This is a genomic window from Desulfonauticus sp. (assembly GCF_055126295.1).
This window is the reverse complement of sequence record NZ_JBSRHE010000012.1, coordinates 37,334-50,847: the sequence shown is the minus strand read 5'-3', so window position 1 is coordinate 50,847 and position 13,514 is coordinate 37,334. Positions and strand designations below refer to the sequence as shown.

Annotated in this window: 13 protein-coding genes; 12 read left to right on the top strand and 1 reads right to left on the bottom strand. The window is 35.6% G+C overall.

The features are described from left to right. Nucleotides 1–8 precede the first annotated feature (8 nt). The 10 genes from ACTCIM_RS08255 to thpR are packed head-to-tail and all read left to right on the top strand — an operon-like array spanning nucleotide 9 to nucleotide 8,341. On the top strand, nucleotides 9–164 hold the full coding sequence (locus ACTCIM_RS08255; protein ID WP_464279476.1) for a hypothetical protein: 156 nt from the start codon (nucleotides 9–11) through the stop codon (nucleotides 162–164). 60 nt (nucleotides 165–224) lie between these two features. Continuing rightward, nucleotides 225–677, top strand: coding sequence for a universal stress protein (locus ACTCIM_RS08250; RefSeq protein WP_464279477.1), 453 nt, complete (start codon nucleotides 225–227; stop codon nucleotides 675–677). A 17-nt stretch (nucleotides 678–694) separates the two neighbouring features. After that, nucleotides 695–1,222 carry a hypothetical protein gene (locus ACTCIM_RS08245; protein ID WP_464279478.1) on the top strand — a complete coding sequence of 176 codons (528 nt, stop codon included), beginning with the start codon at nucleotides 695–697 and terminating at the stop codon, nucleotides 1,220–1,222. A gap of 2 nt (nucleotides 1,223–1,224) precedes the next feature. Next, nucleotides 1,225–1,536, top strand: coding sequence for a hypothetical protein (locus ACTCIM_RS08240; protein ID WP_029968212.1), 312 nt, complete (start codon nucleotides 1,225–1,227; stop codon nucleotides 1,534–1,536). Continuing rightward, the gene (locus ACTCIM_RS08235) at nucleotides 1,537–2,850 is read left to right on the top strand and encodes a protein kinase domain-containing protein (RefSeq protein ID WP_472314944.1); all 1,314 of its coding nucleotides are present in this window, start codon (nucleotides 1,537–1,539) and stop codon (nucleotides 2,848–2,850) included. Then, entirely contained in the window at nucleotides 2,850–3,560 is a 711-nt protein-coding gene (locus tag ACTCIM_RS08230) for a metallophosphoesterase family protein (protein WP_464279479.1), read from the top strand. Before ACTCIM_RS08235 ends, ACTCIM_RS08230 begins: the two co-directional genes overlap by 1 nt. Nucleotides 3,561–3,611: 51 nt before the next feature. Further along, on the top strand, nucleotides 3,612–5,915 hold the full coding sequence (locus tag ACTCIM_RS08225) for a c-type heme family protein (protein WP_472314942.1): 2,304 nt from the start codon (nucleotides 3,612–3,614) through the stop codon (nucleotides 5,913–5,915). A gap of 5 nt (nucleotides 5,916–5,920) precedes the next feature. Next, entirely contained in the window at nucleotides 5,921–7,297 is a 1,377-nt protein-coding gene (locus ACTCIM_RS08220; RefSeq protein WP_029968680.1) for a sigma-54-dependent transcriptional regulator, read from the top strand. After that, nucleotides 7,290–7,784 (top strand): CinA family protein, encoded by a 495-nt coding sequence (locus ACTCIM_RS08215; RefSeq protein ID WP_472314941.1) that lies wholly within the window; start codon nucleotides 7,290–7,292, stop codon nucleotides 7,782–7,784. The genes ACTCIM_RS08220 and ACTCIM_RS08215 overlap by 8 nt, the downstream gene beginning before the upstream one ends. A gap of 5 nt (nucleotides 7,785–7,789) precedes the next feature. Then, entirely contained in the window at nucleotides 7,790–8,341 is a 552-nt protein-coding gene (gene thpR, locus ACTCIM_RS08210) for an RNA 2',3'-cyclic phosphodiesterase (RefSeq protein WP_029968685.1), read from the top strand. Here thpR and ACTCIM_RS08205 read toward each other — a convergent pair. Then, a complete protein-coding gene (locus ACTCIM_RS08205; RefSeq protein ID WP_472314939.1) occupies nucleotides 8,338–8,766 on the bottom strand; it encodes a hypothetical protein in 429 nt (142 codons plus the stop codon). The genes thpR and ACTCIM_RS08205 overlap by 4 nt on opposite strands. Before the next feature lie 49 nt (nucleotides 8,767–8,815). Between ACTCIM_RS08205 and ACTCIM_RS08200 the strand changes: the two genes are divergently transcribed. Next, the gene (locus ACTCIM_RS08200) at nucleotides 8,816–9,481 is read left to right on the top strand and encodes an L-threonylcarbamoyladenylate synthase (protein ID WP_029968695.1); all 666 of its coding nucleotides are present in this window, start codon (nucleotides 8,816–8,818) and stop codon (nucleotides 9,479–9,481) included. Between the two features lie 403 nt (nucleotides 9,482–9,884). Next, the gene (locus ACTCIM_RS08195) at nucleotides 9,885–13,499 is read left to right on the top strand and encodes a PEP/pyruvate-binding domain-containing protein (RefSeq protein ID WP_472314938.1); all 3,615 of its coding nucleotides are present in this window, start codon (nucleotides 9,885–9,887) and stop codon (nucleotides 13,497–13,499) included. Nucleotides 13,500–13,514: the final 15 nt, after the last annotated feature.

The window sequence follows — 13,514 nt, the reverse complement described above, 5'->3', positions numbered from 1 at the left end:
TTACAGATATGGCTGAGAATATAAACCATGTAGATGAGCAAAAAAAGATGGAGGAAAGAGCTCTTTCTGTTTTTGCCAGTGAAAGGAATGAAGATCTGGTGGCTTTGGGCCTGGTTTTAATAGTTGTTCTCTTGGTCTTGATTTTTACTAAGTGGTTGGCCTAAATCGCCTTAGGCAGGGTGAGTTGCCTCACCCTGCCTATATCTTTTTAAAAAGGATAAGTTATGTTTAACAGAATTTTATTAGCTACTCATGGAACTCTAGGAGCTCAAAAAGCAGAAGATTTTGTTTTAAAATATTTACAAGAAGATAATTCTGTTGAATTAGTAATTCTTAGTATCATTAACAAAGATTGGCAATTTATGATGGGAGATGATTGGTTAAATACTTCTGCAACCAGGAACAAATTTGCTTCCTATGTAGAACAAGAAATTAATGAAGAGATAGATCTTCTTTGGCAGAGACTTAAAAATAAGTTTAAATCTTTTAAGGTTAATTATACCAGAAAAGTAGGCAGTTTGGAAGAAGCAATTAAAGAAGCAGCTCTGGAAAATAAAGTTGAAGCAATAGTTATTGGCAGCAGGCAAAAAAAAAGATCCCCAGGTTTTAAAGCTAGGCTGGACTATAAAAAACTCCAGGACAATTTACCCTGTCCTTTAATCATAATTCCAGGATAGTTGGGAGTATAGTTAAGATGGACTTTTTATCTCCCCATATCTGGCATAAAACTAATTTAACTTGGACTACCAATATTTATTCTAGTTTTTCTCCTTTTGTGCTTGCCAGTTTAAATCCACACTGGGAATTGGAGCAAAAAGAGAAGAATTTGTTTTATGTAAAAGATTTACTTACAGAAAAAGAATATGAAGCTAAGATAAATATAAGTCTATGGCCAGAGAAGTTTGAATTGGAATTGGAAAATTTGGTTAAAATAGAAGGTCAAAAACAGAATAATAAATTGGAAATAAGATACATCCCTTATGTTGATGATGAACTTTTTTTAAAGAATTTTAGTTATTGGATTTTAAGTATTAGAGAATATTACAGATTGTTTACGCAAATAAATATATTTAATAAAGTTTGGCTCTGGCTTATGAAAAGCATTTGGTTAAAGATGTCTCCAAAACAGAGGAGAATTAGTCATTTAATTATTAAAGCAACTTTTGTTGAAATTATTCTAATCGCAGCTCTTATTATAGGATATTTTTATTTTGGGAGGTAATTATGTTATCTAAAGGTAGATTGTATAACTTCTTACGTCATTTTATTATCTGTTTTGGTGGATTGTTTTATGGATTTTCTCCTTTATTTTTTTTATATCAATGTTTTGGTTTATTTTTTGAGCTTCCAGGAGTGTTTTTGCATAAAATAACTACACCTACGGGACAGTGGTGGATAGAAATTAATTTTAAGCATCAAGTATTTATATCTTTTTGGATATTTTTGTTTTTGATTTCTTTTATTTATGCTTTGTTCAATTTAAATAATTTTAGACCTTATGCAGACTCTAAGATAAAAAGTTTACCAGGATTTTAAATGTGGGTTCCCTTTAAGGAAATTAAATTTCCATCAGATATTAAGGTAGAGAATAATAGTTTTTTAGGAAAATATTTAGTAAAAAATAAAATTTATAGAGGAGTTAATTCTGATTTATATTTGTTAGAAAAAAAAGGTAAGTTTTATGTTTTAAAAACTCAAAATAATTTAGATATAGATGGTTTTCTAGCTTGGCAAAATGAAGCCAGATTTATCAATTTTAAAGATGATAATAGATTTATATTTCCCTTAGAAGAAAATAACCTAGGACTTATCTTTAAATATTATCCACTGAAAGATTTAAGATGGTTGATTAAAGATAAAAATATAGGCTTAGCTCAGAAATTAAAATTTCTTGCTTCTTTTTTGTATTTGATAAGTTGTCTACATACTTTAGGTATAGTCCATCATGATTTAAAGCCTGAAAATATTTTGTGGAATCCCCAGAATAATGAAATTAAATTGTTGGATTTTGGTTTTGCTTGGCTAGAAGGAAGAGATGATTTTTGGAAGGATACCAACTTACCTAAAGGCACTCCCGACTATATTGCTCCTGAATGTTTGAAAGGCATAAGAGGTTTAAAGAGTAGTGATGTATTTTCCTTTGGAGTGCTTGCCTATGAATTTTTAACAGGTAATCTTCCCTTTATTAAGGCCAAGTCAACTTTGGGAACCAGTTTAAGAAAGTGGCAAAAAATTAAGCCTCTTTCTCAATATGACTTAGAGTTATCTCCCAAGCTAATAGAAGTAGTTGAGGGTTGCTTAAAGGAAGATTATAAACAAAGACCCGAGATACTGGAAGTAGCAGAAGCTTTTTCTCAGTTTTCCCCATATGACCTGCTTGCAGATAAAGAAGTTTTTACTTGTAAATTACAGGCCGGGGGTGACCCGTTAGTGCGCAAAGGATATCTAGAAGGAAAGCCCCTGGTTTGCTGCTTTGTGCGACCTGATAGCCGTTTGTCTTTATTGCTGGAAAAGGGAAAAGCTTTGGCTCAAGAAGGATATGGGGTACTTTTTATTTCCTTTATTCCAGAAACCCTTACTGAATTTGAAAAGGAAGAGTTTAAAGCCAAACTTTTTGGAAAATTAGCTGGTTTTCTACCTCTTTTAAGACAAGAAAAGCTTTGCTTTGGTATTAGGCTCTGGAGCACTCCTACTTATACCAATGCTGCTTTGGAGGTTTTAAGAAAATATGAACCTAAAGTAATTTTGCTGGGAAAATCTAAGCGAGGAAATATTAGTAGTTTTTTTAAGCCTGGGTTGAATAAAAAAATAGGTAAGAGTGAGTTTGCATCTAATTTACTAGTGATTTGATGAAAATTTTAATTTTTGGGGACTTACACGCCAATTTTGCCGCCCTAAAAGAGGTTTTTACTTTTTATAAAGAAGTGAAACCTGATAGGGTTTATTTTTTAGGAGATTTGGTGGGATATGGCACTGAGCCAAAGGAGTGTTTGGATTTTACTTTAGAATGGAAAAATATTAATTTAATCCAAGGCAATCATGACCGAGCAGTTGCTGGAGATTTTATTGGTTTAGATAGATACTCTTCCTTTGCCTTTAATTCTTTGTTATGGACTCAAGAGGTGCTAGAAGATTACTATAAAAAATTTTTAAATTCACTCCCTCTGACTCTTACTTATGAAGATATGGGCTTTGTTCACTCCTCTTTTTTAAATCCTAAAAAATTTCCTTATATTAAAACCAATATAAGAGCTTGGTATGAACTTTTTAGAACAAAGCAAAAAATAATTTTCACTGGACATACCCATAAAGTGAAAATATGGGAGAAATATGGCTATAAAATTAAATTTTTGGGAAAAATTCAGCCAGAAAGCAAAATCTTTTTAAATAAGAAAAATAAGTACTTAGTTCAATGTGGTAGTTCTGGGTTTCAGATTGGATTTTCTGATGTGTTTGTTTTTGATGTTAAAGAATATAGTTTACAATTTTTTAAACTTAGATACAAAGCTAAGAGAAATAAAAATATTAATTTTAATATAGAAGTTCCTACTTTAATTTAAATGAAGTTAAGTTTGCAATCTAAATTTTTCTTAGGAGTTGCTTCCTTCTGTTTGTTTCTGTCTATCATTTTTATTTTAACTTTATATTTTCATATGAAAAATATAGCTTTAGAAGAGGTTAAGGATAAAGCTAATTTAACTATTAGCTATGTAGAAGCTACACAAAAATATGTAAGGTCAGTTTTGCGTCCTAAAATGTTTAATATACTAGGAAGTAATCAATTTATTATAGAAGCTATGTCTTCTTCTTATATAACTAGAAAAATAGCAGAAAATTTTAATCCCCAAACTGGATATTTTTATAGAAGAGTATCTATAAATGCCAGAAATAAGAAATACGAAGCCAATGATTTTGAGCGGAAATTAATCGCAGAATTTAAAACAAACAAACTTAAGGAATGGGAAGGAATAAGAGAAATTGATCATTCTAGCTATTATCTTGTAGTTAGACCTGTTATTTTTGAAAAAAGTTGTCTTAAATGCCATGGCTTGCCTTCGAAAGCTCCTTTGGAACTTATTAAAAAGTATGGAGATAAGGGTGGATTTTATAGAAAGGAAGGAGAGATTGGAGGAGCTGTAGTTGTTGGTTTGGCTATAGATGATATTATGAATAATATTAAAGATGTAACTATTGGCTATATATTTATTTATTCATCTATTTTTTTAATATTTGCTTTTTTAGTTTCTATTTATTTTAGACAAATAATTATTGTTAACTTTAACAAGATAACCTCTATTTTTAAGAAACTTTTTGTTGAGGCTAATATTCAGAACAATACAAAGACAGATTTTAGAGACGAAGTAGAAGAAATGGTTTACAATATTGAAGTTATGGCTACTGAAATATATAAAGCAAGAGAAAAATTAAGGGAGTATGCCAATACTTTAGAGGATATGGTAAAAATTAGAACTAAAAAATTAGAAGAAGAGATAATTTCTAGGAAAAAAGATATAGAGTTATTTATTAAGTTTGTGGATGTACTTAGTAAAAGTAGATCCAATGAAGATTTAATCTTCAATATTTTAAAAGCTATAGCTGATAGAATGCAAATTGAAGAAGCTGCTTATGTTTGTATGCTTTATTCTAATAAAAAAATGGTATGGTCTAAAACAAATAAAGATATTAAATTCTCTTTACTACCTATAGAAAATTTAAAAGAAGACACTATAGTTCTAGAAGATGGGTGGATTTATATTTTAGTCCACTCTCAAGACAGGAGATGGGGGACTCTAGTTATTCCAGAAACCAAGTATGCTACTCAAAATAAAGACGTCTTAATTGCCCTTGGAAAACAGATGGGTATGGCTTTGGAAAGTATTCAGTCTGTAAATGAACTTATTTATCAATATAAAACCCTTCAGTCTTTATTTGATGGTATTGCTGATCCTCTATTTTTAATAGATGAAAATAAAAATATTATTATTCAAAACATTGCATCGTTAAATCTGGATAAGAAAATAAAAAAAGATTTTTGGAAATTATTTTTGAATTCAGAAAAGATAAAAAAGGAATTGGACAAACCCTTAACTAACGGAACTTCATCTACTATAAAATGGAATGTAGATAACCTATTTTTTGAAGTAAGTATGTACCCATTGATAGAAGATCAGCATGGACTAAAAAGGATGATTATTTATATTAGAGATATAAGCAAAGAAGTAAAGATGCAAGAACAAATTAGAAGAACAGAAAAATTATCAGCAGTAGGTAAGTTAGCTGCAGGTCTTGCCCATGAAATTAATAATCCTCTAGGAGTAATTTTATGTTATGTTGATTTACTTCGTGAAAGCATTGTAGATGAACAGGGTAAAAAGGATTTAGAAGTCATAGAAAAACATACCAAACAGGCTCAAAAGATCTTAAAGGATTTGCTTAATTTTGCCAGGCCCAAGAGTTATTTTGGTGTGTGTAATTTAGAAGAATTACTTAAAAATATAAGTGAGGTTTTTAAGGTACAGGCCAAGAAAAAAGAAATTGATTTTCAGGTAGAGATAAAATCTAAATTACCACTTTTAAAATATGATAGTTCTATTTTAGAGCAAATATTTACTAATTTAATACTTAATGCCTTTGATGTAGTAGAAGAAAAACAAGGGAAGGTAAAAATTTCTGTGGATGTTAAAGAAGAATTTGTAGTTATTGAGGTGAGAGACAATGGACCTGGCATTCCAGACACAATTGCCAATTTTATCTTTGATCCATTTTTTACTACAAAAGAGGTGGGCAAGGGAACAGGCTTGGGTTTAGCTGTGGTTTATGGGCTTGTGGAAGAGTTGAAGGGGAAGATAGAATTTTTTAATGATAAGGGAGCGGTATTTGTAATTTATCTTCCTTTAAATACAAGTGAGGACTAAAGGAAATGAATAATATATCTGTTCTGTTAGTGGATGATGAAAAAGATTTTGTAGATGGTTTGGTTAGAATTATTAATCGTTATTTTAAGGTGAGGTGTTTTAAGGCCTATTCTGCTCAGGATGCCCTGGAAATTATAGATAACAACAATATAAATATTGTGCTCACAGACCTTAGAATGCCTGGTTTAAGTGGCTTAGATTTAGTTAAAAAAATTCAGAGTAGAAATAAAGATATTACCTGTCTGGTACTCACAGCCTATGGCAGTATTGAAAGCGCAGTGGAAGCCATGCGAGCAGGTGCTTATGATTTTTTGACCAAACCCATTTCTCCTGAACAATTAAAACTGGTTTTGGGCAAGGTTTTAGAAAGAAGCAAGATTTTAGAGGAAAATAGAAGGTTAAGGAAAAAAGTTTTTGCTTCTTGTTTAGGTGGGGAGATTGTAGGCGAGAGTAAGGCCATTCAAACTCTAAAAGAACAGATTTTAGCTGTTGCTGAGACTGATTTTACAGTGCTCATTCGGGGAGAATCTGGCACAGGAAAAGAATTGGTGGCCAGAAAAATTCATGAATTAAGCAAAAGAGGAAAAGAAAACTTATTTACAGTGAACTGCCCGGCTATTCCAACTACCCTTTTAGAGAGTGAACTTTTTGGTCATGTAAAAGGAGCTTTTACTGGTGCCCAGCAAAATTACGAAGGATTACTTAAAAGAGCAGACGGAAGTACAGTGCTTTTAGATGAAATTGGAGATATTGGCCTGGAGGTTCAGGCCAAATTGCTTAGATTTTTACAGGAAAAGGAAATAAAACCTGTGGGAGGCAGTAAAAGTTTTCAAGTAGATGTGCGAATTTTGGCCTCTACCAATCAGCCTTTAGAAGAAAAGATAAAAGAGGGTACTTTTAGAGAGGACCTTTTTTATCGTTTAAATGTGCTGGAAATAAGAGTTCCTGCCCTAAGGGAAAGAAGAGAGGATATTCCCCTTTTGGCTACCTATTTTGTGCAAAGGACCTGCACAGAATTACAGTTGGAAGAAAAGGAGCTTTCGCCAGAAGTCCTCACTTACCTGACCAACAGAGATTGGCCAGGCAATGTGAGAGAGCTGCAAAACTTTGTACGGCGACTGGTGGTTTTTTCTAAGAATAAACTTATTTCTGCTGAGGTGGTTAATCTGGTAGAGATGGATACCAAACTGGATAAGGAAGATATACTTCCTTATAAGGCCTATAAAAAGAAGGTACTGGATGATTTTACCAGAACTTACTTTCAAAAGGTATTGGAAAAGACCAGAGGGAATATTTCCCAGGCTGCTAGATTGAGCGGGATTGAACGGGTAAGTTTGCAAAAGATAATTAAAAGAGTGGGATTAAAGGTTTCTGATGAATAAGCAAAATATAACTATGGACCAGGAAAAAGTGTTAAAGTTAGCCAGCTATTTACAGAGCAATGGTTTAAAACTGGGAGTGGCAGAATCCTGTACTGGAGGACTCCTTGCTCATACTCTAACAAATGTCTCAGGTAGCTCTTCATGGTTTATGGGAGGTGTTGTGGCCTATGCCAACTCAGTAAAAGAAAAGGTACTGGGGGTCTCTGCCCATACCTTAGAAAAATTTGGGGCAGTAAGTACAGAGTGTGTGCTGGAGATGGTAAGAGGAGTGGCAAATCTTTTAGAGGTAGAGGTGGCGGTTGCCATTTCTGGAATAGCTGGCCCCACTGGAGGCACACTTGAAAAGCCTGTTGGCACTGTGTTTCAAGCCTACTTGGTAGGAGATAAGCTTTGGTCCAAAAAATTTTTGTTTTCAGGTTCAAGATATGAAATAAAAGTCCAGAGCGTGCAAAAGGCCTTGGAAGAACTTATTGGATATTGGGAGTAAAGAATATGCGAGTTTTTTTAGGCTTGCCCCTAAATACTTACTGGCTGGAAGAAATAAAAAAGATTCAAGCTGAGTGGAAACACAAGTTTCGTTCCAGAATTTCCTGGCCTGCACCGGGTAATCATCATATTACTTTAAAGTTTTTAGGGGAAGTGGAAGAGGAAAAAATAGCAGCTATTAAAGAAGTGCTTTCTGCTTTAAATTTTCCCAGGTTTGAACTTGAGTGGGAAGGTTTGGGATTTTTTTATGCTCAAAAACAAGTAAGGGTGATGTGGCTGGGCTTTAAAGTTCATCCAGTGTTAAGTGAGTTGGTAGAAAAGCTGGAAAAAGAGTTTTTAGCCCTGGGTTTTCCTCCAGAAAGGAGAAAGTTTGTTGCCCATTTGACTTTGGGAAGAGTTAAAAAATTTGAACCCCAGGACCCCTGGACGAATTTTAAGAAAAATTTGGAACAAAAGAGCTGGGCCCCTTATCCTGTGGAGAAAGTAGTCCTCTGGCAATCTTTCTTAAGACCACAGGGCCCCTTGTATAAACCTTTATTTTCTAAAGAAGCCTTTTAAGTGTAATCACCTCTGTTGATTTTTATTTCTTCTGTAGTGGTTAATACTTCCAGCTCGTTTAAGATGTCCTTAAGAGGTGAGGGCTGGTTTAGGTAATCTCCGCTGTTTTTAAGGTGCTGAACCTTTTCTTTAAGGGTGCTTAAAAGCCCATAGATTTCTTTGAGGTTGGCTTGTTCACTGTTGAGTTTCTGGGCATAATCTTCCCATAAATTTAAGAGGTTATCCATTTCTTGCATAAAGTTAAACTTAAGATTATTTAAGTTAAGGTTGAGAGGGGTAATAGAGGATACTGGCTTGGCCTGCGCAGAAGAACTGCTTTCCACCAGTTCCTTTTCTAAAAACTGGGCAAAGTCAGTTTTACTTTGCTGTTTGTTTTTTTCCTGATTGGCAATGAGGTGATTTTGGTATTCTCCTTTGATTTTCATCGAATACTCCTTAAAGTAGGTAGGCAAAATTTTCCTTTTTTTATTTACTATGTCAAATAATAGCAATAACCTTACCAGAGTAAAAATTTTACCTCCAGAGAAAATAGAAGAAGCAGCTAGCAGGCTCAAGGCTGGGGAAATAGGCCTTATTCCTACAGAGACCTTTTGGGGGCTAAGCACCAATCCTTTTATTTTAAATTCTGTTTTACGTCTTTTTGCCATAAAAAAAAGACCCTTGAACAAAACCGTGCCCCTTATGGCCTCTAGTATAGAGCAGGTAAAAGAAGTTGCTTTTTTGGATAAAAAGATAGAGCCTCTGGCCAGGGACTTTTGGCCAGGTCCCTTATCCTTGCTTTTAAAAAGTTCTTTGGACTTTCCTTGTCCTCAGGTTAAAAATGAAAAAAAAGAGATTTGTATTCGAGTAAGTTCCCATCTTCAAGCCAGAGAACTTGCTTCTCTGGTTAATTTACCTTTAGTTGCCACCAGCGCCAATTTAAGTGGAGAGCCGCCTCAAATTAGGTGGCAGCAAATATCTTTGAGTGTACTTAATAAAGTGGATTTTATTTTAGATACTCCTTTATTACCTGCAGGAGGCAAAGCTTCTACAATTCTTCGCCTTGAGGATAAAAACATTCACTTTGTCCGCAAAGGAGCTTTACCTGAAAAAGAAATTTGGGCCAGGTGGGAAGAGTTAAAAAAATTGAACCTTCTTTAAACTTTTTTTTCCTGAATTTCTTATTTTTCAATTTTCTCCTTTTTTAGAGTATAAAAATTTTAACTAAATATTTTTTTCAGTTTAAATTTTATTTTTTTAACTATCTATAATTATTGTATATTCCTGCTTAAGAAAAAGTGGCCTATTAATTGCTAGGAAAATAATAAGTTCCTCCTTTTGATAAAGCCAGGTCCTTGAAGAGAGGATAACTTCAGGGACCTGGTTTTATTTTTTCTAAAGATAATTTTTTGAGTTTTGTTCTGGTCTAAAAGTAATCTTTTTAGTTAATTTTAAAGTTTTCTTAAAGAAAAAAGCGTTTTTTCCTTTGTTGACGAGGTGTAGCTTTTAAGTTTAATATGCTAAAGAGTTAGCACTTAATTAAATCAATTTTAGGGGAGAGGAAATGGGAAAAAAAGGAGATAAGGGGGAGGTTAAAGAGGCCAAAGAGGTAAAAGTAAAAGAAAAATCTACTTTGCAAGTTGAGGTCTCTACTTCTGAAATAGAAGCTTTAAAGCAGAAGTTGGTGCTTACAGGTGAAGAAATTAAAAAGATTGGCGTGGAAGCTGAACTTTTGGTTGGAGGTAAAAATTATAACACTGCTATTATTAGCACCATTGAAAATGTAAGAGCTCCTCAGTTTAGAGCTATTTCTTCTGTTGCCTTTCATAAACTCTTGGATGAGACCAAAGTCAATGCTTCTGTGATTAGAAGGGTTGTGGATAAAGAATATGATGCTATAGATTGGAATGACAGTGAAGTAAACAAGGATCCAGAGTTTTTGCGTAAGTTTGTCCGCAACCTGGCCAAAAAGATAAAAGAACATCCTGAGCGCAATGCTTCTCAGGTTAAACTGCGTACTTTTATTAACAATGTGGTAGATGGTTTTGCTACTTCTCCCGAAGGAATAGATCAACTGCGTAAACGCTCTGTAATGGTTCAGGTAGCTATTTTATCCGTAGATTTGCCCAAGGAGGTAGAAGAGGAAGTTCGACAGGCTTATAGAGATATTTGCAAAGAAGCTGGAGAAGAAAATGTGCCTGTAGCTGTGCGTTCTTCTGCTGCAGGAGAGGATAGTCGTAAAAAGGCTTTTGCTGGTCTTCAGGATACTTATTTGAATATTGTAGGGGAAAATGAGGTTGTTGAGGCCTATCACTGGGATTGTGCTTCTGCTTATAATCTGCGCAGCATGACCTATAGGCGAGAAGCTATTCTGGATGCCCTGGCTAAAGCTGAAGCCACAGGAGATGAAAATCTTGCCTTGGAGGCCAAAAAGGAATGGGCCATTGAAAATACCTCTCTTTCTGTATGTATCATGCGAATGATTAACCCGGTGGTCTCAGGTACTGCCTTTAGTGCAGATACTGCCACTGGCTGTAGAGGTACTGATCGTAAAGACCTGGTTTCCATTGATGCCAGTTATGGTCTTGGAGAAGCTGTTGTAAGTGGTATGGTTACTCCTGACAAATTTTATGTTTTTCAACGAGATGATGGCGAAGAAGTGGTTATTCGCTTCATGGGATTTAAAGATAAAAAGATAGTGTATGATGAAAGTGGTAGTGGAACCAAGGTGGTAAAAGTGCCTGAAGATATGGCTTGCCGTTGGGCCTTGTCTTTGGCTCAGGCTGAGATGGTAGCCAAAGGCGTTAGAGCCATTAGCAAGGCCTATGGCGGCATGATTATGGACACTGAATTTTGTATAGATGAATATGATAGATTGTGGTTTGTACAGGCCAGGCCAGAAACTCGCTGGAATGAAGAACTGGAAAAACATCCTCACACCATTTTTATGCGTCGTTTAGAAGTGGACCCCAAGTTTTTAAATAATGTGGAAGTGATTTTAGAAGGTAATGGCGCATCTAGAGGAGCTGGTCAGGGCGTGGTGAAGTTCTTACGCTCTGCTTTAGAACTCAATAAAATTGCCAAAGGTGATGTATTGGCTGCAGAGCGAACAGATCCGGACATGGTTCCAGGGATGCGAATAGCTTCAGCTATTTTGGCTGATGCTGGTGGAGATACCAGTCATGCTGCTATCACTTCCAGAGAACTGGGTATACCTGCTATTATTGGAATTCAGCGTCTGGAGGTCCTGCGTTCTTTAGATGGCCAGGAAGTTACTGTAGATGCCTCAAGAGGCAAGGTGTATAGAGGCCTTATCCCCTTAGTGGAAGTAGGTGGAGAGATTGATACCAGCAAGTTGCCTGCGACCAAGACTAAAGTAGGTCTTATCCTGGCTGATGTGGGCCAGGCCATGTTTTTATCCAGGTTAAGGGAAGTGGAAGACTTTGAAGTGGGCCTTTTAAGAGCAGAGTTTATGCTGGGCAATATTGGAGTTCATCCCCTGGCCCTGGAAGCCTATGATCAGGGAAGACTTAATGGAATTGTCCAGAAAAAATTAGAAGAACTGGAAAATAGATTAACTAAAATTATTAAAGAACAGTTAGCCAGTGGTATTGTAAGTCTGGATTTAAAATTGCGGAAGTATGTGGGCATAATTACTGGTCTTAAACAAAAAGTTAAAGAACTAAATGAAATAGAAGGTGGCAAAGGCACAGAAGAAGTGCTGGCCATTCATCGCCAAATTAGGGAACTGGATCACAAATGGGATCAATACCTGGACAAGGCCACCAAGTACTTAGACCTTTTAAAAACTTCCACAGACTTAAAAGAGCATATAGCTGCTATTTTAGGATATAAGGAAGAATTGGTTACTTTAGTGGGTAAAGAACCCGAGATGGAGCAGAGAAGACAGGAGATTAAAGAGGAAGTAGAAGAGATTTATCAAAAAATAAAAAGCGATCCTTATGTACTGGAAGTGCAGGAAAAAATCAGGTCCTTGCGAGAGGAGATTGCACTTAAAAGTGGTCTTAAAAAAGAAATGGATGAGATACGGGAGCTTCCCTCTAAGATTAAATCCATACTCAAGGCAAAAGGATACAGGACAGGTAAGGAACTATACGTGCAAACCCTGGCTCAGGGATTGGCCCTTTTTGCCATGGCCTTTTATGGAAAACCCATTGTTTACAGAACCACTGACTATAAGAGTAATGAATATCGCAACCTGGTGGGAGGAAGTCTTTTTGAAGAGCACGAAGACAATCCCATGTTGGGGTATAGAGGAGTTTCCAGGGGAATTCATGACTGGGAACTAGAGGCCTTTAAACTGGCCAGAGGTGCTTATGGCGGCAAGAACCTTCAACTTATGCTTCCCTTTGTGCGCACCTTAGAAGAAGCTAGAAGTATGAAACGCTATTTGGCTGATGTGCATCAGCTAAAGTCTGGAGAAGATGGCTTAAAACTTATTTTAATGTCTGAAATTCCCAGTAATGCCATTTTGGCTAAACAATTTATTCAGGAATTTGATGGCTTTTCCATTGGTTCCAATGACATGACCCAGTTGGTTTTGGGCACAGATAGAGACAATGCCAGATTAAGACATATTTATGATGAAGAAGATCCTGCAGTGGTATGGGCTATTTTAGTGACCATTTTTACTGGGCAAAAATATGGCAAAAAAGTTGGTTTTTGTGGTCAGGGCGTATCTAATAGTAAAATTATTAGAGGCCTGGTCTGTATTGCAGGTATTGTTTCTGCTTCAGTAGTACCTGATACTTATGCTCAAACCAAATTTGATATTGCTGAGGTTGAAAAAGAAAATATTGAACTGGAAAATCTGGGTAACTGGCTGAAAGAGCAGCATCTGGCCAGATTAAGAGGCTTACTCAAAGAAAATGGCTATGAGCATATTGTAAAAAAATGTCCGGAAGCCAAGGACCTTTTGGAATGGTACGAAGGAGAGCTGGCCAGATTGCATGAGCAGGTACATTCCAACCTGGGTGATGAGAAAGAAGGCTTTTATCGGCAAGAGCTGGATAAGTTTAGAAGGACTTTTCATAAGCCAGTTATTTACGCCAATTGGGATTGGAACAGGACAGTCTTGGATGCCTTGCATCAGGCAGGTTTTAGTTCCTTTGAAGAGCAGAAAAAAGCCCTGGAAGAACAACGCCAGAAGGTTTGGTAGGGTTGAAGGGATAAA

What these genes read in the sequence shown, in the direction of transcription:
- ACTCIM_RS08215 (WP_472314941.1), top strand. Translation starts at nt 7,290, where the DNA reads ATGAATAAGCAAAATATAACTATGGACCAGGAAAAAGTGTTAAAGTTA.
- ACTCIM_RS08255 (WP_464279476.1), top strand. Translation starts at nt 9, where the DNA reads ATGGCTGAGAATATAAACCATGTAGATGAGCAAAAAAAGATGGAGGAA.
- ACTCIM_RS08245 (WP_464279478.1), top strand. Translation starts at nt 695, where the DNA reads ATGGACTTTTTATCTCCCCATATCTGGCATAAAACTAATTTAACTTGG.
- ACTCIM_RS08195 (WP_472314938.1), top strand. Translation starts at nt 9,885, where the DNA reads ATGGGAAAAAAAGGAGATAAGGGGGAGGTTAAAGAGGCCAAAGAGGTA.
- ACTCIM_RS08205 (WP_472314939.1), bottom strand. Translation starts at nt 8,766, where the DNA reads ATGAAAATCAAAGGAGAATACCAAAATCACCTCATTGCCAATCAGGAA.
- thpR (WP_029968685.1), top strand. Translation starts at nt 7,790, where the DNA reads ATGCGAGTTTTTTTAGGCTTGCCCCTAAATACTTACTGGCTGGAAGAA.
- ACTCIM_RS08220 (WP_029968680.1), top strand. Translation starts at nt 5,921, where the DNA reads ATGAATAATATATCTGTTCTGTTAGTGGATGATGAAAAAGATTTTGTA.
- ACTCIM_RS08200 (WP_029968695.1), top strand. Translation starts at nt 8,816, where the DNA reads ATGTCAAATAATAGCAATAACCTTACCAGAGTAAAAATTTTACCTCCA.
- ACTCIM_RS08240 (WP_029968212.1), top strand. Translation starts at nt 1,225, where the DNA reads ATGTTATCTAAAGGTAGATTGTATAACTTCTTACGTCATTTTATTATC.
- ACTCIM_RS08235 (WP_472314944.1), top strand. Translation starts at nt 1,537, where the DNA reads ATGTGGGTTCCCTTTAAGGAAATTAAATTTCCATCAGATATTAAGGTA.
- ACTCIM_RS08230 (WP_464279479.1), top strand. Translation starts at nt 2,850, where the DNA reads ATGAAAATTTTAATTTTTGGGGACTTACACGCCAATTTTGCCGCCCTA.
- ACTCIM_RS08250 (WP_464279477.1), top strand. Translation starts at nt 225, where the DNA reads ATGTTTAACAGAATTTTATTAGCTACTCATGGAACTCTAGGAGCTCAA.